Source organism: Amycolatopsis saalfeldensis, from assembly GCF_900110575.1.
In the GTDB taxonomy this organism is placed as follows: Bacteria; Actinomycetota; Actinomycetes; order Mycobacteriales; family Pseudonocardiaceae; genus Amycolatopsis; species Amycolatopsis saalfeldensis.
The window spans coordinates 123789-143580 of record NZ_FOEF01000011.1; the positions used below are offsets into that span (position 1 = coordinate 123789).

Consider the following 19792-nt stretch of genomic DNA (forward strand, 5'->3'; position numbering starts at 1 on the left):
TCAGCGCTTGGTGAGCACGACCAGATAGCGGCAGGGCTCGGCCGTCGGGTTCGCGTACGCGCAGGGCTGCGGACGGCCGAGCTGCAGGCAGTCGCCCGCGTCGAGTTCGTGGACGGCCGAGCCCTCGTGGAAGCGCAAATGCCCGTCCAGTACCCAAATCTGATGATCGGCGAACGCGTAGGAGTCGGCCGGGAAGGCGACCCGTGCGCCCGCCGGCAGGGTGACCTCGACGAGTTCCGTCGCGCCGCGGCCCGGGGGCGAGACGGACCGGCGGAGGTAACCGGTCACGGGATCGGTCCACCTCGGCTGGTCCGCGACGCGCGCGACCTGGCGGTCGTGGTCCTCCGCGTGGGCCACCAGTTCCGACAGGCTCATGCCGAGGGCGGACGCCAGCCGGCTCAGCAGCACCGCCGTCGGCTGGGCTTCACCACGCTCGATTTTGCCGACCATGGCCCGGGAAACGCCCGCGCGCTCGGCGAGGGCGCCGGCCGAGATGTCGTGGGCCTGGCGCGCCGCGCGCAGTGTCGCGGCGATCGACTCGGAGAGGGGATCCGTCACAGCTGTCGACTATAGCAGCGGCTCATGTCTACTATAGTGGCCATGTTGATTCGAGACGCCTCGGCGAGCGACGCCGAAGCCTGCGCGGCGATCTACGCGCCGTACGTCACGGACACCGCGATCACGTTCGAGATCGAGCCGCCCACCGTCGAGGAAATGACGGACCGCATCACGAAAGCCCTGAAGACCCACGCATGGCTCGTCATCGAGGACGAAGGCCGCGTTGTCGGCTACGCGTACGGCGGCCCGTACAAGGAGCGCGCGGCGTACCGGTTCTCGTGCGAAGTGAGCGTGTACCTGGAGCTTGGCCGACGGCGTACGGGCAGCGGCCGCGCGCTGTACGAAGCGCTCTTCGCCCGGCTCGCCGAGCGCGGCTTCCGTACGGCCGTCGCGGGCATGACTCTGCCGAACGACGCGAGCGCCGGCTTGCACCGCGCGCTCGGCTTCGAGCCCATCGGGACCTACCGCCACATCGGCTGGAAGCTCGGCGCCTGGCGTGACGTCGCCTGGGCGCAGCGTGATCTGCACTGAGGATTCAGACGCCGCTGTCGTCCAGGTCTTCGATGTCCTGTTCCAGCCGGGCGCGCCAGGACCACTGCGGCTGCGTCCAATCCGTGTCGGCTGCCGGGGGCTCGCCCAGTGGCAGGGCCTGATCGGTGACACCGTGCGTCACGCGGTAGGCCAGCACCGACGAAGCCGCGCGGATCCACCGGTCGCTCGCCGCGCCCGAGGGCGGGGCGACCCCGAAGGCGTGCGTGAACCACACCGGCAGTAGCGCACTCGACCCGAGCGCGCCGGTGATCCGCTCGCGCAGGCGGGCGTGCAGTTCTTCCCAGTCACGCTCGGCTTTCTCGATCTGTGGGAGGACGCGGGTGCGCGTCCGGTCGTCGGCGTCCAGCGCCTGCTGGGCCGCTTCGGCGTCCTTCACCGCGGCGGGGAGCTGACGGTCCAGCACCCCTCGACGGCGGGCGGCCACTTCGGACAGCCGAGCCTCGGCGTCGCCGCGACGCTCGTCCGTGCGCTGGGTCGTCGCCAGCACCCCGAGCACCGCGATCAACGACTTTTCGCTGTCCGCCAACGCTTCCCACGCCTTCGGCAGCAGCGCGATGTCCTCTTCGTAGGGCTGGCGCTGGTTCGCGGTCATGAGCTGCGCGGTGAGCGCGTGCCGCCGCTCGGCTTCGGCCGCGAGCCGGCGCAGCTCCGGGCCGACGTCGTCGAGGTTGACCACCGGCACCTTCTCCGACACCCGGACGGCGCGTTCCAGCACCAGCAGCCGCTGCTTGAGCCGTTCCAGCTGCCGGGTCGCGAGGTCCAGCCGGGACTCGTGGCGCTCCTGCGCTTCGCGGTAGGAGTCCACGGACTCACGCAGGTCGGTCAGCTCCCGCCCAGTGCGCGACTCGAGGTCGTCGACGGTCTCCTGCATGCCGTCGACCGTGTCGGACAGGACGGCGAACTCGTCCTCACGCTCGGCGTCCGGCTCGTCGAACGGTTCGGCGTCCGGGTAGTACCCGGTGTCGGCGTAGTACTCGGAGTGGGTCACCGGACCTCCTGCACCAGGAACAGCACCGTGGCCACGGCGGCGAGCGCGGCCAGCGGGATCAGCACCGCCCCGGCGACGCCGGACAAGTCGAGCAGCGCCGCCGCCGTCAACACGCCGGCCGCCGCGCCCGTGTACGCCGCGCGCAGCCGGCGGTCGACCATCAGCGGGGTCGGGCCCACCGGACCCAGCGCGATGCGCAGCCCGGCGACGAGCAACGGCAGGACCAGCAGCACCCACACCGCGCTGATCCCGCCGAACAGCATCAGCGCGCCGGCCACCAGCCCCACCCCGACCGGCAGCGTCGCGAGGTACAGCGCCATTCGCTGCGTGCCCACGCGCCGGGCTTCCAACCGGGCCAGACGAACCTGCTCGGCGGCGGCCTCGACCTCGCGTTCGGTGGTCAGCAGATCGCCGGCCTGGTCGACCAGCCGGTCCAAGGCCGCGGTGCGCTCCTGGTCATCCGCGAGCGCGGGCAGGCCGGCCAGCCCCGCGCGCAGGCCCTCCTGGAGCCGGGCGACGCGCGCGGTCGCCTGGTCGCGCTTGTGCTGTGCGGGCGTAGTCACCCGGCCACTGTAGGTACGAAGCGCGCCGGAAGACGGGAACGACGCGACTTCGGGTCACCGTCTCTTCCCTGGCGACGCGCTCGTCGTCGTCCGGCCCGGCGGGCACCTGGCAGCGGAACGGCCGCCGCCGCGACGGCATCGGGCCGCTCCCCCGCGACGACGTGCCGGCCGATCTCGGCGTACACCAGGTTGTGCACCCATCCGATCCGGGCGGCGACCAGCCCGGGCACGCGGTCGTCCGGGCCGAACCCCTCGGTCAGGCCGACCGTGCGCCGCGGAGACCCCCAGCCCCCGCGCCCGCACCATCTCCGCGAGCCGCCCCGCCGAAGCCTCTTCCGGCGGCAGGACCAGGTCGTCCTTTATCGGAGCCGGCCTCAGCGGACGGCGACCGCCCGGATCTCCAGGCGCAGGTTCAGGTACCGCGCGGCCATCCCGCGCATGGTGGTCACGCCGAACGCGTAACGGTCGACGCGGGCCGTAGCCACCGCGAGGAAACCGCCGGCGGACGGGGCGCACGCGGTGACGGCGAGCGTGACCGGCTCGCGGTGGCCGCGAATGGTGAGGACACCGGCCACCGACCACCCCTCGCCCGCGGGCTCGATGCCCGTGGAGGCGAACACGAACTCCGGGTGGTGCTCGGCGTCCAGGTACTGCTTCGACCGGACGGCGGTGTCCCGCACCGGATTCCGGGTGTCCACACTGGACGCTTCGATCACCGCCCTGACCGCCGAGGACGGCAGTGGGTCGGCGACGTCCACGTGTCCCGAGCGGAGCCGGAAGAAGCCCCGCACCGGGGCTAGGCCGAAGAGGTGGCGGGTGCTGAACGTGACGGCGGTGCGGTCCGGGTCCAGGCGGTAGGCGCCGGGCGCGGGCAGCTGAAGGGTTTCGGTGACGGTCATGGCGCCAGCGTCGGGCACCGCGGCCGGGGCCCGCATCGGTCACCCGACCAGCGTGAGGTCGACTTTGGTCGCTGTGGGCGGAGGGGGCGCGGTCGTACGCTCAGGACGTGCCCATCTTCTACGACCGACGCATCGCGTTCGTCCTCGCCGTGGTCGCCGTGTGCGTGGCCGCGACGGCGTGGGGCGAGTACGCGTCCGGCACGCTCGTGGTCACCGACCTCGTGCTCGGCGCCGTCGGCTGCGCGCTGCTGCCGCTGTTGCGGACGCGACCGGTCGCGGCGGCGTACGTGCTCGCCGCGCTGGCGCTGTTCGCTCCGACGGCGACGCCGCCGCTGAGCGTCGGCCTGATGACGGTGGCGAACCGGCGGCCGCTGGTCGTCACCGCGGGGGTCGCCGCGGCCGGGCTCGCCGCGCACACGCTGCGCTGGCTGTGGCGGCCGATGCCCGGGCTGAACTTCGCCTGGTGGGTGGTGCTGGTGGTGCTCGGCCATGCCGTGCTCGTGGCGTCGGGCCAGCTCGCGCGGGCCCGGCGCCAGCTGATCTGCTCGCTCCAGGAGCGGGCGGAACGCGCCGAGGCCGAGCAAGGCCGCCGGGTCGCCGAGGCACGGGCTGCGGAGCGGACGAACATCGCCCGCGAGATGCACGACGTCCTCGCCCACCGGCTCTCGCTGCTGGCCACGTACGCGGGCGCGCTGGAGTACCGGCCGGACGCCGCGCCGGAGCGGCTTTCCCAGGCCGCGGGCGTCATCCGGGACACCACCCACCAGGCGCTGAACGAGCTGCGTGACGTGATCACCCTGCTTCGCGACGACGAGCCGGACCACCCCGTCCCGTCGCTCGCGGACCTGACGGCGCTCGTCGAGGAGTCCCGCGCCACCGGCACCCCGGTCGAGGTCACCGACACCCGCGCGGACCCCGGCACGCTGCCCGGCAGCACCGGCCGCACGGTCTACCGCGTGGTCCAGGAGGCGCTCACCAACGCCCGCAAACACGCGCCCGGCCGTCCGGTCCGCATCGCGCTCGAGGGCTCGCCCGGCACCCGGCTCGAGATCGAGGTCCGCAACCCGCTCGCCGACGCCGGCGCGCCGCCGGTGCCCGGCTCCGGCACCGGGCTGGTCGGGCTGACCGAGCGCGTCCGGCTGGCCGGCGGGCAGCTCGACCACCGGGCCACGGCGAGCGAGTTCCGCCTGCACGCGAAGCTGCCGTGGCCGGCATGACCGTGCGAGTGGTCGTGGTGGACGACGACGCGCTCGTCCGCGCCGGGCTCGCCCTGATGCTCGACGGCGCGGAAGACCTCGCGGTAGTCGGCGAAGCGGGCGACGGCGATCAGGTGCCCGCGCTGCTCGACGCGCACGCGGCCGACGTCGTCCTGATGGACGTCCGGATGCCGCGGGTCAACGGCATCGCCGCCACCGCCCGGGTCCGCGCCCGGCTGCGGCCGCCGGAGGTGATCGTGCTGACCACGTTCGACACCGACGAGAACGTGCTCCGAGCCCTTCGCGCGGGCGCCAGCGGCTTCCTGCTGAAGGACTCGCCGCCCGAGCGGATCGTCGACGCCGTCCGCCGCGTCGCGGCCGGTGACCCGATCCTGTCCCCGTCCATCACGCGCCGGCTGATGGACCGCGCGGCCACCGACGCGAGCGCGTACGACACCGCGCGCCGGGCCCTCGCGGCGCTGAGCCCGCGTGAGCACGAGGTCGCCACCGCCGTCGGCGAGGGCCGCACGAACGCCGAGATCGCGGCGTCGCTGCACGTTTCCGTGGCGACGGTGAAGGCGAACGTCACGCGCATCCTGGCCAAGCTCGACGTGGGCAACCGCACCCAGGTCGCCTTGCTGATGCACGACGCCGGGCTCTGCTGACGACGCTGACGACGCCGACGACGCCGAAATCCGGGCGATCCCCGAGGTATCGGCGGCCCCGGCAGGGCAGAATCGAGCGGTGCGGATCAGTTTGCTGGGGCCCTTGGACGTCCGGACCGAAGACGGCGCCGCCGTCGAGGTGGCGGGCGCCCGTCTGCGCGCGCTGTTGACCGCGCTGGCGCTGGAACCGGGCCGGGTCGTCGCGTCGGCGCGGCTGGTGGACGCCGTCTGGGGCGAGCACCCGCCGGGCACGGCGAACGCGCTGCAGGCGCTGGTCTCCCGGCTGCGGAAGGCGGGCATCGCGCCGGATTCGACGCCCACCGGCTACCGGCTGGCGGCCGAGACCGACGTGGCCCGGTTCGAAGAACTCCTCACCGGGGCCCGCGGGAGCAGCGACGCCGACACCGCCCGGCTGCTGCGCGAGGCGCTGAACTTGTGGCGCGGCCCGGTGCCCGCGGACGGCGAGTACTTCCAGGCCCCGCTCGCGCGGCTGGCGGAGCTGCGGCTGACCGCCGTCGAGGAGCACGCCGAGGCGTCGCTGCGGCTGGGTGCCGGGGCCGCGCTGACCGGTGAGCTGGCCGAGCTGCTGGCCGAACACCCGTTACGCGAACGGCTGGCCTCGGCGCTGATGCGCGCGCTGTGCGCGGCCGCCCGCCCGGCGGAGGCGCTGACCGTTTACGAGCGGACCCGCCGGGTGCTGGCCGAAGAGCTGGGCGCCGATCCGTCCGGTGAGCTGGCGGAGCTGCACGCGTCCATCCTGCGTGGCTCCACCGCGTTTAGTTCGGCCGCGTTTGATTCCGCCGCGTTTGATTCCACAGTGGACGAATCGCGGACGAACCTGCGTGCCGGGCTGACCAGTTTCGTCGGCCGGGACGCCGACGTCACCGTGGTCGCGAAGCTGGTCGGCGAGTACCGGCTCACGACGTTGATCGGGCCGGGCGGCGCCGGGAAGACCCGGCTGGCCACCGAGACCGCCCGCACGCTGCTGGACGAGGCGGACGGCGTCTGGCTGGTCGAGCTGGCGCCGGTCACCGACGGCGCGGACGTCGCGCAAGCCGTGCTGACCGCGCTCGGCCTGCGTGGCCAGGGCTACCTCGGGCCGGCGGCCGGGACGCCGCGGGACCGGGCGGTCGCGGCGCTGCGCACCCGGAATGCCGTGCTGGTACTGGACAACTGCGAGCACGTGATCGACGCCGCGGCGGAGCTGGCGGACGCGTTGCTCGGCGAATGCCCGCGGCTGCGGATCCTCGCGACGAGCCGGGAAGCGCTCGCCGTCACGGGCGAAGCGCTGTGGCCGGTGGAGCCGCTCGCGCTGCCGTCGGAGGACAGCGGCGTCACGGAGGCGATGTCGTGCGCGTCAGTCCGGCTGTTCGCCGACCGCGCGGCGGCGGTGCGCCCCGGGTTCACCGTGGACGCCACGACGGTCGGCGCCGTCGCCGGAGTCTGCCGCGCGCTGGACGGGATGCCGCTCGCCGTCGAGCTGGCGGCGGCCCGGCTGCGCGCGCTCACCGCCGACCAGCTGGCCGCCCGCCTCGACGACCGGTTCCGGCTCTTCACCGGCGGCAGCCGCACCGCGCTGCCGCGGCACCGCACCCTGCGCGCGGTCGTCGACTGGAGCTGGGAACTGCTTTCGGACGCCGAACGCACGCTGCTGCGCCGTCTCGCGGTGTTCTCCGGCGGCGCGACGGCCGAGGCGGCCGCCGCGGTCTGCGGCGACCCGGACGCGTTCGAACTGCTCACCGCGCTGACCGACAAGTCGCTGCTGGTGGTCGCGCCGGACGAGGGCGAGCCGCGGTACCGGATGCTCGAGACGATCAAGGCGTACGGGCTGGAGCGGCTGGACGAGGCCGGCGAGCGCGAGCAGACGCGCCGGGCGCACGCGGACTGGTTCGCCCGGCTCGCCGAGACGGCCGACCCGCACCTGCGCCGCGCCGAGCAGCTCGAGTGGCTGGCGCTGCTGGCCGCGGACCACGACAACCTCACGTCCGCGGTGCGCGGCGCCATCGCTGCCGGCGACGCCGCCTTGTGCGTGCGGCTGGTCGTCGCGGCCGGCTGGTACTGGCTGCTGGGCGGGCACCGGAGCGAAGGGCTGAACCTGATCACGCAGGTACTGGCTGTGCCCGGCGAGGTCGACGAGGCGCGAGCGACGGCGTACGCGCTGTACGCCATGTTCGTCACGGCGGGCATCGGCGACGACCGCGAGATCGATTCGTGGGTGAAGACCGCGCTGGAGTTCGCCCACCGGGAGACTTCCGCGCACCCGATGCTGCGGTTCCTCATCCCGTTGCAGGAGCTGATGGGCGGCCTGCGCGACGGCGCGGAGCCTCGACTGGACACTTTGGACGGTCTGCTCACCGACGAGGACCCCTGGCTGCGCGGCCACGCCCGGCTGACCCGGGTGCGGATGCTGGTGAGCTTCGGCGATCGGCTCGACGAAGCGGAGGCCGACGCCCGGCAGTCGCTGCGGGACCTCCGGGCGTCCGGGGAGCGGTGGGGACTCTCGCTCGCGCTGGGCACCCTGGCGGAGCTGGAGAGCCGCCGCGGCGACCTGGCGGCCGCGGTCGGCCACAACGAGGAGGCGATCGCCGTCGTCTCCGAAATGGGCACCCTGGAAGACGTCCTGCACCTGCGCAGCCGCCAGGCCCAGCTGCTCTGGCTGCTCGGCGACAGCGAAGCCGCCGCCACCACGCTGGCCGCGGCCGACCACGACGCGCGGACCGTCGTGTTTCCCGACGCCCTCGCCGGGCTGGCCCAGGCGAAGGCGGAGCTGGCGCGCTGGCGCGGCGACCCGGCCACAGCCCGCGCGGAACTGGGCCACGCCGAAGCGCTGATGGGGTCCTCGCCGGTGCACCCGGTGTTCCGCGCCATGCTGCTGTACACCCAGGCCTTTCTCGACGCCGACGCCGGCGACCTGCCGGCGGCCGCGGCTTCCCGTCGTGAGGCCTTCGGCCTGGCCCGGAATTCCGGCGACGCGCTGTACCTGGCCCAGATGCTGGTCGGCGTCGCGGACCAGGCGCTGCGCCAGGGCCGCCCCGCCGACGCGGCCCGGACGCTGGCCGTCGCCGCCACCGTGCGCGGCGGCCGCGACCTGACCCAGCCGGACTCCGCCCGGATCGAGGAGGCTGCCCGCGCAGTGCTCGGCGAGGCCGCGTACGAGGAGGCCTTCCAGGACGGCGAGAACGTGACCACCGCGGAGGTTCCCGCGCTGGTCACGTCCATTGTGGACTAACGGACCAGGTTCCGGTTGTACAGCCGCAGCGCCCACCCGTAGCCGCCGACGGTGATCAGCAGGCACCAGCCCACGGCCAGCAGCGCGGTGCCGCCCACCGGCGTGCCGTGCAGCAGGCCGCGGACCGTCTCCATCACCGGGGTGAACGGCTGGTACTCGGCGAACCAGCGCACGCCGGCGGGCATCGAGTCCGTCGGGACGAAACCGCTGCCCAGGAACGGCAGCAGGACCAACGGCATCGGCAGGTTGCTGGCGGTCTCCACGCTTTTGCTCACCAGCCCGAGCGCCACCGTCAGCCAGGTCAGCGCGAAGGACAGCAGCACCAGCATCCCGAGCGCGCCGAGCCACTGCAGCGGGCCCGCGTCCGGGCGGAACCCGATGGCCAGCGCGAGGCCGATGATCACCGCGACGCTGAGCATCGCCTGGATCACGCTGCCCAGCACGTGCCCGGTCAGCACCGAGGCGCGGCTGATCGCCATGGTGCGGAACCGCGCGATGATGCCCTGGGTCATGTCCATCGACACGGCCACCGCGGTGCCCTGGACGGCGCCGGCGATCGCCATCAGGATGATGCCCGGCGTCACGTAGTCGACGTACGCGCCGCGCCCGCCGCCGAGGCCGGCCCCGAGCGTGCCGCCGAGGACGTAGACGAACAGCAGCAGGAAGATCACCGGCATGCCGACCAGCAGCACCGTCATCGACGGGTACCGGATCATGTGCTTGATGTTGCGCCGCACCATGGTCGAGGAGTCTCGCAAGGCGTAGCCGCTCATCGGGCCGAGGTCCTTTCCGTCAGTGCGAGGAAAACGTCGTCGAGGTCGGGCAGGTGCACGGACAGCTCGCCGACCTCCACCGACGCCGCGTCCAGCCGGTCGAGCAGGGCGCGCAGCGAGTGGACGCCGCCGTCGCTGGGGACCTGCAAGGACAGCGCGTCGTCGTCGCGGGTGGAGCCGTCGAAGAGGCGCTCGGCGGCGGCCAGCGAGGCGACGTCGGCGAAGCGCAGCTGGATGTGACCACCGGGCACCAGCCGTTTCAGCTCCTCGGCGGAGCCCTGCGCGACGAGCCGGCCGTGGTCGAGCACCGCGATCCGGTCGGCGAGCTGGTCGGCCTCTTCGAGGTATTGCGTGGTGAGGAAAACGGTGACGCCGCCCGCGACCAGCTCGCGGATGATGCCCCACATCGTGCGGCGGCTGCGCGGGTCGAGGCCCGTGGTCGGCTCGTCGAGGAAGATGATCCGCGGCACGCCGACCAGGCTCATCGCCAGGTCGAGGCGCCGGCGCATGCCGCCGGAGTACGTCGAGGCGAGCTTGCCCGCGGCGTCGGAGAGGTCGAACCGGCCGAGCAGGTCGGCCACCCGGTGCCGGCCCTCGGCGCGGCCGAGGTGGTGCAGATCGGCCATCAGCTGCATGTTCTCGGCGCCGGTGAGCAGGTCGTCGACGGCCGAGAACTGGCCGGTGACCCCGATCGCGCCGCGCACCGCGTCCGGCTCGCGCACCAGGTCGTGGTCCGCGACGCGCACCTCGCCGCCGTCGGCCTCCAGCAGGGTCGAAAGGATCTGGACGGTGGTGGTCTTGCCGGCGCCGTTGGGGCCGAGCAACGCGAAGATCGAGCCCTCGGCGACGTTCAGGTCGATGCCGTCGAGCACCGTGTGGTCCCCGTAGGCCTTCCGCAGCCCGGTCGCGGTGATCGCGGTGGTGGTCCTAGTGGTGGTCAAGGCTCCCCCTTTCTCCGTGGTCGGCCCAGCGTGCGCCGGGGCGCTGACACGGCGTGGCGATGGCGCTGACACCGCGCTGACACCACGGCCGGACGCTCGTTTGTGGCAACATGCGCGGGTGAGCGTTGAGTGGAGCAACCCCCGCTCGGTGAGCGAGGAGTTCTTCACCGACCACGAGTCGTGGACCGCGCGCGCCGCGCTGGCGGTGCTGGTCGACGACGCGCTCGAGGACTACGAAATCTCGAAGGCCCTGCGTGCGGAGGAGCTGCGCGCCGCGGACGCGCGAACCGCGTTGCTCGGCGACGAAGCGCTGCTCGCGAAGATCCGGATGATCCAGGACCGAGCGGAGGCTGCTGGACCGACGCGGCGGCCCCGGATTGTGGAAGCGCCGGAAGTCGCCTGGCTGGTGTTCGCGGTGCTGCTCGGCGTCGGCTACCTCGCCCTGTTCCGCGCTGCCTGGCCGAGCCTGCCGGTGTTCCTCCGGATCTTCACCACGGCCGGGCTGTTGTGCGTGCTGGTGCTGTCCGCCTGGCTGGTGATCCGGCGGGCTCCCGTGCTGCTGGCCGGTTCCGAGCCCGGCAAGTTCGGTGAGGCCCGGTTCGGCGTCGAGATGCTCCGGTTGGGGGACCGGTGGGATTTCGCGCTCCGCGAAGTCGTGCTGCCGGAGCTGCGGGCCTACCTCACCGCGCATCGGAAGTGTTGCTACGGAACAAAACTCGCCTTCGACGATCAGCAGGGCCTCTACGACGAAGAGGACCTGCTGATCGTCCCCACGGCTTCGGCCAAGCGGCTGCGGCGGATCATCGAGCGGGCGGACACCGGGGCGGTCGCGCTCGGGGGGCAGCGCGGAGTCGGCAAGACGACCGCGATCCAGTCCATGCGGCGGGGGCTCATCCACGGCAGCGAGGCGCCCGCGCCACTGGTTGTCGTCGCGTCCGCGCCGGCCAACTACGACGCGCGGGACTTCGTTCTGCACCTGCACGCGTTGCTGTGCAAGGCCGTGCTCGATCTGGTCAGCGAAGAGGTCGGCGAACCCACGCGAAGCCGGCGGGCCGCGGTTCGCACCGGGCTTCGCGGGCTGGCCAACGTGGTCATCTCGGTCGCGATCGGCTGGGGTGCCGGAGGCTGGCTGTGGGGCGGCTCGCTGCTCGCGTTCCCCGGTGAGCTGTGGCAGCTGCTCACGCGCGATTGGCGAACACCGTTACTGCTGTGGACGAGCCAGCCGACCGATCGCCGCATCGCGCTGATCATCGTGGGGCTCCTCGCGCTGTGGCTGGTGGCCGACGCGCTCACCGTGGCCGGGCGCTGGCTGGCGCGGGCGTACGGCCGGGGACGCCACGCCGAGCTGCGGGAGCTGCTCGCCGAGTCGCGGGAGCCGCTCGACCGGATCCGGTTCCTGCAAACGCACACCAGCGGCTGGTCGGGCAAGCTCACCCTGCCGGCCGGCGGCGACCTCGGCCGCACCCGCAGCACCCAGCGGGCCGAGCAGCAGCTGACGCACCCCGAGGTGGTGGCGAGCTTCCGGGAGTTCGCCCGGCGCAGCGCGGCGACGATGCGGGACACGGGCGTCACCGATCGGCTCGTGGTCGCCATCGACGAACTGGACAAGATCGGCGAGCAGGAGAAGGCGCACCAGCTCGTGAACGACGTCAAGGGCATCTTCGGCGTGCCGGGCTGCCTGTTCTTCGTCGCGGTGTCCGACGACGCGGTGGTCAGCTTCGAAAAGCGCGGGCTGGCCGTGCGCGACGCGTTCGACAGCGCGTTCTCCGAGCTGGTCCGCCTCGAGCCGTTCACGATGGACGAGAGCCGGCTGTGGATCGCGAAGCGGCTGCCGGGGATCCAGGAGCAGTTCTCCTGCCTGTGCCACTGCCTGTCCGGCGGCCTCCCCCGCGACCTGCGGCGCACCACGATCGACATGGTGGACGTGACCACCGAGCGGTACCAGCCGGCGCTTTCGGTCGTCGCGGGCATCCTGGTGCGCACCGAGCTGGCCGCCAAGTCCGGCGCGTTCACCGGCCAGGCGCGCGGCCTGGAACACAGCGACGCGCTGGCCGAGCTGTGGTCGAAACTGTTGCGTATCCCCGAATCCGGCAACGCCGTCGAGCTGGCCGCCCTCGCCGCCGAGCTGAACCAGGGCGCCACCCAGGACATCACCGACGAGGTCAACCGGCTTCGCTGGCACAGCAGCGCGTTCGTGCTCTTCAGCGCGACGCTGCTGGAGGTCTTCACCGAAGCGCTCACCGAGGCGCGGCTCACCGATGACCTCCACCAGTTGGCCGTCGCGCGGCGTCACCTCGCCCTGGACCCGCACCTGGCCTGGCTGACCCTGGTGGACTTCCGCAAGGCCCGCGATCTGGCGCTCCCCGGCACGGATTGAGTTTTTTCGGTCACGTCACCTGGCGGCAAACCCGGCGTGCTCTCTACCGCTTCACGCCGCACGCCGAGCCTGGTGGACACGCTGGTGCACCTCCACACATAATCGTGGAAGGAGAGAGAGAGGGCCCTGCGACTTGAACGTAAGTGAAGATTTCAGAGAGAAACTGCTTGAGAGCGTTGGCACTGAAAAGAGCCTTCGCGAGATCAGGCCACTACTCCTCAAACAGCTGGAATTGGGCGTTTCACGAAGTGATCTGTATCGAGAACTACTGGATGTAATCCTCTTCCTTCGTTCGCAAGAAATGACGGAAGAGGAGGACAGGGTGGCTGACATTGCCGACCTCTTGACAGACTCTGTTATTCCAGAACTGCGGGTTTGATCGAGCTCCGGCAGATGCGGCGCATCACCGGACCGCGGGGCCCGGTGATGCGCGCGGGGGTCAGGCGGCGTCGAGGGCGGCGACCTCGGCCGCGGTCAGTGTCAGGTCGACGGCCAGGGCCGAGTCGCGGATGGTCTCCGGGCGGGACGAGCCCGGGATCGGGATCACGACGGGGGCCTTCGCGAGCATCCACGCCAGCGTCACCTGCTGCGGGCTGACGCCGTGGGCCTTCGCCACGTCCGCGAACGGCGCGAAGCGCGAGCCCAGCTCGCTCGCCTTGGTGATGCCGCCCAGCGGGCTCCACGGCAGGAACGCGATGCCGAGTTCCGCGCACAGCTCCAGTTCGGGCTCACTGGAGCGGAACGCCGGCGAGAACTGGTTCTGCACGCTCACCAAGCGGCCGCCGAGGATGTCGTTGGCCTGCTTGATCTGCTCCGGGTCGGCGTTCGAGATGCCGGCGAAGCGGATCTTGCCCTCGTCGAGCAGGTCGCGGATCGCGCCGACCGATTCGCCGTACGGCACCTTCGGGTCCGGCCGGTGGAACTGGTACAGCCCGATCGCCTCGACACCGAGGCGCTTGAGCGAGGCCTCGGCCGCCTGCTTGAGGTACTCGGGCGAGCCGTTGAGCGTCCACGAGCCGTCGCCGGGACGCAGGTGGCCGCCCTTGGTCGCGACGAGCACGCCCGAGGTGTCGCCGCCGTAGCTCGCGATCGCGCGGGCGATCAGGGACTCGTTGTGGCCGACCTCACCGGCGTCGCGGTGATAGGCGTCCGCGGTGTCGAAGAAGGTGATGCCCGCTTCGAGCGCGGCGTGGATGGTGGCCACCGAACGCGCTTCGTCCGGCCGGCCTTCGATGGACATCGGCATGCCGCCGAGCCCGATGGAGCTGACATCAACATCGCCGAGGCGGCGCGTCTGCATGGACTTCCTCCTGGTGGTAACCGTTTACTCCACCACTGTCCGCCGGTGGCATTAAGCTGTCCAACAGAAGAAACCGATCCGGTTGAGCAGTCAGGGTGATGAATCGTGGAGCTTCGGCAGCTCGAGTACTTCGTCGCGGTCGCCGAGGAGTCGCACTTCACCCGCGCGGCGTCGCGGATGCACGTCGCGCAGTCCGGTTTGTCGGCGTCGATCCGGGCACTGGAGAAGGAACTGGGCGCGGTGCTGTTCCGGCGCAGCACCCGCCAGGTCCAGCTGACCGCCGAGGGCGAGGCCTTCCTCGGCGAGGCTCGGCGGGCGCTCTCGGCCACCAGTGCGGGCCGCGACGCCGTGGCCGCGGTGCAGGGGCTGATGCGCGGGAGCCTCGCGATCGGGTCGTTGCAGTGCCTGTACTCGCTGCACCTGCCCGCGGCGCTGAGCGGGTTCCTGGCCGTCCACCCCGGACTGGACGTGCGGCTCCAGCACGGCGGCTCCACCGAGCTGGTGGAGCAGGTGCGGGCCGGGCGCCTCGACGTCGCGTTCGTCTCGCGGCCCGCGCGCTTCCCGGACGACGTGAACGTCGCGCCGCTGGGCAGCGAAGCGCTGGTCCTGGCGTGCTCGCTCGAACACCCCTTCGCCGCGCGACGCTCCGTCAAGCCACTGGAGCTCGCCGACGAGCGCTTCGTCGACTTCCAGGCGGGCTGGGGCACCCGCGACCTGGCCGACGCCGTCCTCGCCGAGGCCGGAGCGCAGCGCAAGGTGGCGCTGGAGATCACCGACGTGCACTCCCTGCTCGACCTGGTCGTCGCCGGGCTTGGCGTGGCGCTCGTCCCGGAAACCTTCTACCACAAGACAAATCGCGCCGCCTTCGTGCCGCTGGACGGCCACGTGCCCGCCTGGGAGACGGTGTCGGTCACCACGAACCCGACGAGCGCGGCGGCCACGGCGTTCCTGGAACACGTGCGGCGCCCGCCGAAATAGTCGTACCCCCGTGCTGGGATGGGGGCATGGAGTTGAGGGAGATGCGGGCCTTCGTCGCGGTTGTCGAGGAGGGCGGGCTGTCGGCGGCGGCCCGGCGGCTGCACGTGAGCCAACCGGCCGTGTCGCAGACCATGCAGGCGCTGGAGCGGCAGCTGGGCGTGCAGCTGGTGGTCCGCAGCAGTGCCGGGGTACGGCCGACCGAAGCCGGGGCGACGCTGCTCACCGAGGCCCGCGCGGTGCTGGCACGTTGCTAATCCGACCGGAAGTAGGCGGACACGGGCTGCAGCCGATCTGCTCACAGGAACCCGTTTCCGCCGTGGCTGTAGTCGGATTAGCAACGAACGGCACAGTACGACCAGGCGCTGGCCGCCGTGGCGCGGCACACCACCGCGGGCGGGAGCCTGCTGCGCGTCGGGCTGCCGCTGGAGCTGCCGCCCGAGCTGATCTCCCGCGCCGTCGCGGACCTCGCCCGCACCTGCCCGGACACCCGGGTGCAGGTGGTGCACGCCTCCACCGCGGGGCAGGCCGCCCTGCTGCGCCGGGGCGAGCTGGACGTCGGGCTGTTGCGCGAGCACCCCGTCGGCCCGGAGCTGGACGCGGTGCCGGTGCTCGCGGAGAACCTCGGGGTGCTGCTCTCGAAGGAGCACGCCGAGAAGATCGGCGGCCCGGACGGCGTCCGGCTCGACGCGCTCGCCGGGCTGGACTGGATCGGTTTCCCCCGCGAAGGCAGTCCCGCCTGGTACGACGAGATCACCGCTGTCTTCCGCACCCACGGGCTGGAAATCGGCCCGGCCGCGGCCGGTTCCCTTCTGCCGGAGCTGAAGTTCGCCGCCGTCAGCGCGGGTGGCGCGTTCGCGCTGGCGCCGCCGGACTGGGGGCAGCCGGTGCCGGAGAACCTGGCCTGGTGCGCGCTCAAGGGAAACCCGCTGGTGCGCCGCACCTGGGCGGCCTGGCCGGCGTCCTCCCACCGCCGCGACCTCGGCCACCTGGTCGCGGCGCTGGAGGCCGGGTGAAGGGCTTATGGCAGCCATAAGACGCCGGTATCGGCGCCCCGGAAGGCTTCGCCGGCCCGGCGTGCTTGAACGAGACGACCGCGGGGACACCGCGGACGGACTCGGAAGAAGTGATCATGACGAACGAACTGTCCGGAACCACCGCACTGGTCACCGGCGCCACCAGCGGCATCGGCCGGGCCACGGCGGTGAAGCTGGCGAAGCTGGGCGCGCACGTGCTGGTCGGCGGCCGTGACGCGGACCGCGGGGACCAGGTGGTCAAGGAGATCCGGGCCGACGGCGGTCAGGCCGACTTCCTGGCCGCCGACCTCGCCGACGAGGCGAGCGCCCGTGACCTGGCCGCCCGCGCGGAGGCGATCACCGGCCACGTCGACGTGCTGGTGAACAGTGCCGGCGTATTCCCGTTCGGGCCCACCGAAACGACGACGGAGCAGGACTTCGACGGGGTGTTCGCGCTGAACGTCAAGGCGCCGTTTTTCCTCGTCGCCGCGCTCGCGCCGAAGATGGCGGACCGGGGTTCGGGCGCGATCGTGAACGTGTCCACCATGGTCGCCGGGTTCGGCGCGGCCGGGATGGCCCTGTACGGGGCCAGCAAGGCCGCGGTGGAGCTGCTGACCAAGGCGTGGGCCGCGGAGTTCGGCCCGCGCGGCGTGCGGGTGAACACCGTGAGCCCCGGCCCCACCCGCACCGAGGGCACCGCGGTGATGGGCGAGAGCCTCGACCAGCTGGCCTCGCTCGCCCCCGCCGGCCGCCCCGCGGACGCGGACGAGATCGCCGCGGCCATCGTCTTCCTGGCCACCGGCGGAGCCGCCTTCGTGCACGGCGCCATCCTGCCCGTCGACGGCGGACGCGCTGCGGTGTAAGGGTTTCCTCCCGGCTACCCCGCCAGGCTCGGCACCCGCTCCCCCGCGGGCGGCGGGCCGGGCGGGGTGCCGTCGCCGAACGGGCGGCCGCCCAGTTCCTCGCGGCCGTGCGCGGTGAGCCAGCCCGACGGGTCGGGGCCGAGCGGCACGATCCCGGTCGGGTTCAGCGAGCGGTGCACCACGTAGTAGTGCTCCTTGATCTGGCCGAAGTCGATCGTGTCGCCGAAGCCGGGCGTCTGGAACAGGTCCCGCGCGTACGCCCAGAGCACCGGCAGCTCGGTCAGCTTCTGCCGGTTGCACTTGAAGTGGCCGTGGTACACGGAATCGAACCGCACCAGCGTGGTGAACAGGCGGACGTCGGCCTCGGTGATCGTGTCGCCCACCAGGTACCGCTGCGTCGCGAGCCGCTCGGAAAGCCAGTCCAGCCGGGCGAAGAGCGCGCGATAGGCCTCCTCGTAGGCCTCCTGCGTCGTGGCGAAGCCGGCCTTGTAGACGCCGTTGTTGACGTCGCGGAACACCTTCTCCGCGACGTCGTCGATCTCGTCGCGCAAGGGCTCCGGGTACAGCTCGGGCGCGCCTTCGCGGTGGAACTTCCGCCACTCGCCGGAGAAGTCGAGCGTCATCTGCTTGAAGTCGTTGGTCACCACCTGGCCGGTGGGCACGTCCACGATCGCGGGCACGGTGATGCCGCGCGGGTATTCGGGATCGCGCCGGAAAAACGCCTCCTGCAGCCGTTCGATGCCCAGCACCGGGTCGCGGCCGCCGGGGTCGAGGTCGAAGGTCCAGCTCCGCTCGTCGTGCGTCGGGCCGCAGAGCCCGAGCGAAAGCGCGTCTTCCAGGCCCAGCAGGCGGCGGACGATGGCCGCGCGGTTGGCCCACGGACAGGCGCGCGCGATCACCAGCCGGTAGCGGCCCGCCGCCACGGGCCAGCCGTCGCGGCCGTCCGCGGTGATGCGGTCGGGCAGGTAGTTCTGGTCACGCTTGAACTCGCCGGTCATGACTCAGCTTTCGTCGATGCTTTCGTCGATTCTTCGGTCGGTTCCGGTGGGACGGGGGCCATCCGTTCGGCCCCGTTCGGCTCCGGGGGCTCGAGCGCCGCGGCGAGCCGCGCGAGGATCGGGCCCGCAGCGGCGACCTCGCCGGGGGTCAGGTGGTCGAACAGGTACGCCCGCACCCGCGCGAGATGGCCCGGATACGCCGCGACCAGCTTGCGGTGGCCCAGCTCGGTGAGGGTGGCGTTGGCGGCCCGGCGGTCGCTCGGGCACCGGGACTTCCCGACCAGCCCGCGCTTGACCAGGCCGTCGACCACCCGGCTGATCCGGCTCAGCGACAGGGCCGTGACCTTCGCCAGGTCGGTGAGGCGCAGCCAGCCGCCGGGGGCTTCGGACAGCGAGACGAGCACGGTGTAGTCGGTCATCGACACCCCGGTGTCGTTCACGAACTGGTCATCCAGCGCCCGCGGCAGCACGGTGATGATCCGGGTCAGCGGCCGCCACACCGCCTGTTCCTCGCTGGTCAGAGGGTCGACGTCCACCATCCGGGCAGTTTACCCGATGCTTGCTCGCGCAATCAGTTATTGTGGGCTACAGTACTTGTTGAGCCCTCAACCACCTGGGGGCCGATCCCCGGAGGAAGAAGAAGTTCATGACCAGCGCGACCACCTTCACCCAGCACACCGGCGAGTACACGATCGACGGCGCCCACTCCCGCATCGGCTTCGTCGCGCGCCACGCGATGGTGACGAAGGTGCGCGGCTCGTTCAACGAGTTCAACGGCTCCTTCACCGTCGACGGTGACGAGCCGTCGAAGTCGACCGCGCAGATCACCATCGAGACCAAGAGCATCGACACCCGCAACGCCGACCGCGACGGCCACCTGCGCACCAACGACTTCCTCGCGATCGAGCAGTACCCGCAAATCACCTTCACCTCCACCGAGATCGCCCACACCGGCGACTCCGGCTTCGACGTGACCGGCGACCTGACCATCAAGGACGTGACCAAGTCCGTCACCATCCCGTTCGAGTTCGAGGGCTCCGCCAAGGACCCGTACGGCAACGAGCGCGTCGGCTTCGAGGGCTCGACCTCGATCCAGCGCAGCGACTACGGCATCAGCTTCAACGCCGCGCTCGAGACCGGCGGCGTGCTGGTCTCCGACAAGATCACCCTCGAGTTCGAGATCTCGGCGATCAAGAACGCCTGAGTCTCGCCTTCAGACCCCGGGTGACCGGGTCGCGCAGGGCCGGCTCGCCGCCTTCGGACGGTGGGCCGGCCCGTCGCGTTTCGTGAGCCCTTACCCCCGCAGGTTTTCGATCCCCACGTCGAGCGCCGCTTCCAGGTAGCCGGGGTCGCCCGTCGACAGCAGCATCAGGACCCCGCCCTGCAGCCCGGCCAGCAGCGCCGTCGCGGCCCGCGACGGATCCTTCGACGACGGGATCTCACCGGCCGACTGCAAGTGCCGGATACCCGCGGTCAGCTCCGCCTGCCACCGGTCCATCAGCTGGGTCACCACGGCCTGCGCGCCCGGGGTGTTGCGGCCGATCTGCGACATCACCACGTTCAGCGGGCAGTGCTGCCCCCGTTCCGTGTAGTGCCTGAGCACGGTGTCGCGCCAAGCCTGCCAGTCGGCCCAGGTGTGCAGCCGGCCCAGCTGCGGCTGCTGCGCGGTGATCACCCGTTCGGCCTCGAAGCGGGCGACGGCGAGCAGCAGCTGCTCCTTGCCGTCCGGGAAGTAGTGGAACAGCTGGCTCTTGCTGGTGCCGGTGTGCTCACGCACGTCGTCCAGCGTCGTGGCGAGCACCCCGCGCTGCTGGATCACCGCGGCGGCGCCCTCGACGATGCGCTGCCGCGTCGCGGCGCCCTTGCGGGTGAGCGTGCCGGTCATCGGGGCCTCCTCCA

General features: G+C 72.0%; 20 protein-coding genes. 10 read left to right on the forward strand and 10 right to left on the reverse strand.

Annotation, left to right across the window (positions count from 1 at the left end; translation table 11 throughout):
* Positions 1–558, reverse strand: coding sequence for a helix-turn-helix domain-containing protein (locus tag BMY97_RS24340; protein WP_091620152.1), 558 nt, complete (start codon positions 556–558; stop codon positions 1–3).
* Positions 559–600: 42 nt separating this feature from the next.
* Here BMY97_RS24340 and BMY97_RS24345 point away from each other — a divergent pair, with 42 nt between their 5' ends.
* Complete coding sequence (locus BMY97_RS24345) at positions 601–1089, forward strand: GNAT family N-acetyltransferase (protein ID WP_091620154.1); 489 nt, start codon at positions 601–603, stop codon at positions 1087–1089.
* A 4-nt stretch (positions 1090–1093) separates the two neighbouring features.
* Here the strand turns inward: BMY97_RS24345 and BMY97_RS24350 are convergent, their stop codons facing one another.
* The 3 genes from BMY97_RS24350 to BMY97_RS24365 form a co-directional block, all read right to left on the reverse strand.
* A complete protein-coding gene (locus tag BMY97_RS24350; protein WP_091620157.1) occupies positions 1094–2098 on the reverse strand; it encodes a coiled-coil domain-containing protein in 1005 nt (334 codons plus the stop codon).
* Entirely contained in the window at positions 2095–2661 is a 567-nt protein-coding gene (locus tag BMY97_RS24355) for a hypothetical protein (RefSeq protein ID WP_091620160.1), read from the reverse strand. Before BMY97_RS24355 ends, BMY97_RS24350 begins: the two co-directional genes overlap by 4 nt.
* A 374-nt stretch (positions 2662–3035) precedes the next feature.
* Entirely contained in the window at positions 3036–3560 is a 525-nt protein-coding gene (locus tag BMY97_RS24365; RefSeq protein ID WP_091620581.1) for a YceI family protein, read from the reverse strand.
* A 107-nt stretch (positions 3561–3667) separates the two neighbouring features.
* Here BMY97_RS24365 and BMY97_RS24370 point away from each other — a divergent pair, with 107 nt between their 5' ends.
* The 3 genes from BMY97_RS24370 to BMY97_RS24380 all read left to right on the forward strand — a co-directional run bounded on the left by BMY97_RS24370 (position 3668) and on the right by BMY97_RS24380 (position 8650).
* Positions 3668–4777: a sensor histidine kinase gene (locus tag BMY97_RS24370; protein ID WP_091620163.1), complete on the forward strand. Its 1110-nt coding sequence runs from the start codon at positions 3668–3670 to the stop codon at positions 4775–4777.
* Positions 4765–5421 carry a response regulator gene (locus BMY97_RS24375; protein WP_218156855.1) on the forward strand — a complete coding sequence of 219 codons (657 nt, stop codon included), beginning with the start codon at positions 4765–4767 and terminating at the stop codon, positions 5419–5421. Before BMY97_RS24370 ends, BMY97_RS24375 begins: the two co-directional genes overlap by 13 nt.
* A gap of 79 nt (positions 5422–5500) precedes the next feature.
* Positions 5501–8650 carry an AfsR/SARP family transcriptional regulator gene (locus tag BMY97_RS24380; protein ID WP_091620166.1) on the forward strand — a complete coding sequence of 1050 codons (3150 nt, stop codon included), beginning with the start codon at positions 5501–5503 and terminating at the stop codon, positions 8648–8650.
* On the opposite strand, the gene BMY97_RS24385 is transcribed toward BMY97_RS24380, so the two are convergent.
* Positions 8647–9423 carry an ABC transporter permease gene (locus BMY97_RS24385; RefSeq protein WP_091620169.1) on the reverse strand — a complete coding sequence of 259 codons (777 nt, stop codon included), beginning with the start codon at positions 9421–9423 and terminating at the stop codon, positions 8647–8649. The genes BMY97_RS24380 and BMY97_RS24385 overlap by 4 nt on opposite strands.
* Positions 9420–10364 carry an ATP-binding cassette domain-containing protein gene (locus BMY97_RS24390; protein ID WP_091620172.1) on the reverse strand — a complete coding sequence of 315 codons (945 nt, stop codon included), beginning with the start codon at positions 10362–10364 and terminating at the stop codon, positions 9420–9422. The genes BMY97_RS24385 and BMY97_RS24390 overlap by 4 nt, the downstream gene beginning before the upstream one ends.
* 118 nt (positions 10365–10482) lie before the next feature.
* Here BMY97_RS24390 and BMY97_RS24395 point away from each other — a divergent pair, with 118 nt between their 5' ends.
* Positions 10483–12741, forward strand: coding sequence for a P-loop NTPase fold protein (locus BMY97_RS24395; protein ID WP_143086277.1), 2259 nt, complete (start codon positions 10483–10485; stop codon positions 12739–12741).
* 439 nt (positions 12742–13180) lie between these two features.
* Here the strand turns inward: BMY97_RS24395 and BMY97_RS24405 are convergent, their stop codons facing one another.
* Positions 13181–14041, reverse strand: coding sequence for an aldo/keto reductase (locus tag BMY97_RS24405; RefSeq protein ID WP_091620180.1), 861 nt, complete (start codon positions 14039–14041; stop codon positions 13181–13183).
* Positions 14042–14146: 105 nt separating this feature from the next.
* Between BMY97_RS24405 and BMY97_RS24410 the strand changes: the two genes are divergently transcribed.
* The 4 genes from BMY97_RS24410 (at position 14147) to BMY97_RS24425 (ending at position 16895) form a co-directional block, all read left to right on the forward strand.
* Complete coding sequence (locus BMY97_RS24410; RefSeq protein ID WP_091620183.1) at positions 14147–15019, forward strand: LysR family transcriptional regulator; 873 nt, start codon at positions 14147–14149, stop codon at positions 15017–15019.
* Between the two features lie 26 nt (positions 15020–15045).
* Complete coding sequence (locus BMY97_RS24415) at positions 15046–15273, forward strand: LysR family transcriptional regulator (RefSeq protein WP_091620185.1); 228 nt, start codon at positions 15046–15048, stop codon at positions 15271–15273.
* A gap of 117 nt (positions 15274–15390) precedes the next feature.
* Positions 15391–16032, forward strand: coding sequence for a LysR family substrate-binding domain-containing protein (locus BMY97_RS24420; RefSeq protein WP_245787469.1), 642 nt, complete (start codon positions 15391–15393; stop codon positions 16030–16032).
* A 116-nt stretch (positions 16033–16148) separates the two neighbouring features.
* A complete protein-coding gene (locus tag BMY97_RS24425) occupies positions 16149–16895 on the forward strand; it encodes an SDR family NAD(P)-dependent oxidoreductase (protein WP_091620586.1) in 747 nt (248 codons plus the stop codon).
* Positions 16896–16909: 14 nt separating this feature from the next.
* Here BMY97_RS24425 and BMY97_RS24430 read toward each other — a convergent pair whose 3' ends face one another.
* Together BMY97_RS24430 and BMY97_RS24435 are read right to left on the reverse strand one after the other, a co-directional pair.
* Positions 16910–17893: a glutathione S-transferase family protein gene (locus BMY97_RS24430; RefSeq protein WP_091620190.1), complete on the reverse strand. Its 984-nt coding sequence runs from the start codon at positions 17891–17893 to the stop codon at positions 16910–16912.
* Positions 17890–18432 carry a MarR family winged helix-turn-helix transcriptional regulator gene (locus tag BMY97_RS24435; RefSeq protein ID WP_091620193.1) on the reverse strand — a complete coding sequence of 181 codons (543 nt, stop codon included), beginning with the start codon at positions 18430–18432 and terminating at the stop codon, positions 17890–17892. The genes BMY97_RS24430 and BMY97_RS24435 overlap by 4 nt, the downstream gene beginning before the upstream one ends.
* Before the next feature lie 107 nt (positions 18433–18539).
* Here BMY97_RS24435 and BMY97_RS24440 point away from each other — a divergent pair, with 107 nt between their 5' ends.
* Entirely contained in the window at positions 18540–19097 is a 558-nt protein-coding gene (locus BMY97_RS24440; protein ID WP_091620196.1) for a YceI family protein, read from the forward strand.
* 90 nt (positions 19098–19187) lie between these two features.
* Here BMY97_RS24440 and BMY97_RS24445 read toward each other — a convergent pair whose 3' ends face one another.
* Positions 19188–19778 carry a TetR/AcrR family transcriptional regulator gene (locus tag BMY97_RS24445; protein WP_091620198.1) on the reverse strand — a complete coding sequence of 197 codons (591 nt, stop codon included), beginning with the start codon at positions 19776–19778 and terminating at the stop codon, positions 19188–19190.
* Positions 19779–19792 lie beyond the last annotated feature (14 nt).

Excerpts from the sequence above, each read along its gene's own strand:
- BMY97_RS24365 (WP_091620581.1), bottom strand. The coding sequence starts at position 3,560 with ATGACCGTCACCGAAACCCTTCAGCTGCCCGCGCCCGGCGCCTACCGC.
- BMY97_RS24415 (WP_091620185.1), top strand. The coding sequence starts at position 15,046 with ATGGAGTTGAGGGAGATGCGGGCCTTCGTCGCGGTTGTCGAGGAGGGC.
- BMY97_RS24430 (WP_091620190.1), bottom strand. The coding sequence starts at position 17,893 with ATGACCGGCGAGTTCAAGCGTGACCAGAACTACCTGCCCGACCGCATC.
- BMY97_RS24445 (WP_091620198.1), bottom strand. The coding sequence starts at position 19,778 with ATGACCGGCACGCTCACCCGCAAGGGCGCCGCGACGCGGCAGCGCATC.
- BMY97_RS24385 (WP_091620169.1), bottom strand. The coding sequence starts at position 9,423 with ATGAGCGGCTACGCCTTGCGAGACTCCTCGACCATGGTGCGGCGCAAC.
- BMY97_RS24425 (WP_091620586.1), top strand. The coding sequence starts at position 16,149 with ATGACGAACGAACTGTCCGGAACCACCGCACTGGTCACCGGCGCCACC.
- BMY97_RS24405 (WP_091620180.1), bottom strand. The coding sequence starts at position 14,041 with ATGCAGACGCGCCGCCTCGGCGATGTTGATGTCAGCTCCATCGGGCTC.
- BMY97_RS24345 (WP_091620154.1), top strand. The coding sequence starts at position 601 with ATGTTGATTCGAGACGCCTCGGCGAGCGACGCCGAAGCCTGCGCGGCG.
- BMY97_RS24440 (WP_091620196.1), top strand. The coding sequence starts at position 18,540 with ATGACCAGCGCGACCACCTTCACCCAGCACACCGGCGAGTACACGATC.
- BMY97_RS24435 (WP_091620193.1), bottom strand. The coding sequence starts at position 18,432 with ATGGTGGACGTCGACCCTCTGACCAGCGAGGAACAGGCGGTGTGGCGG.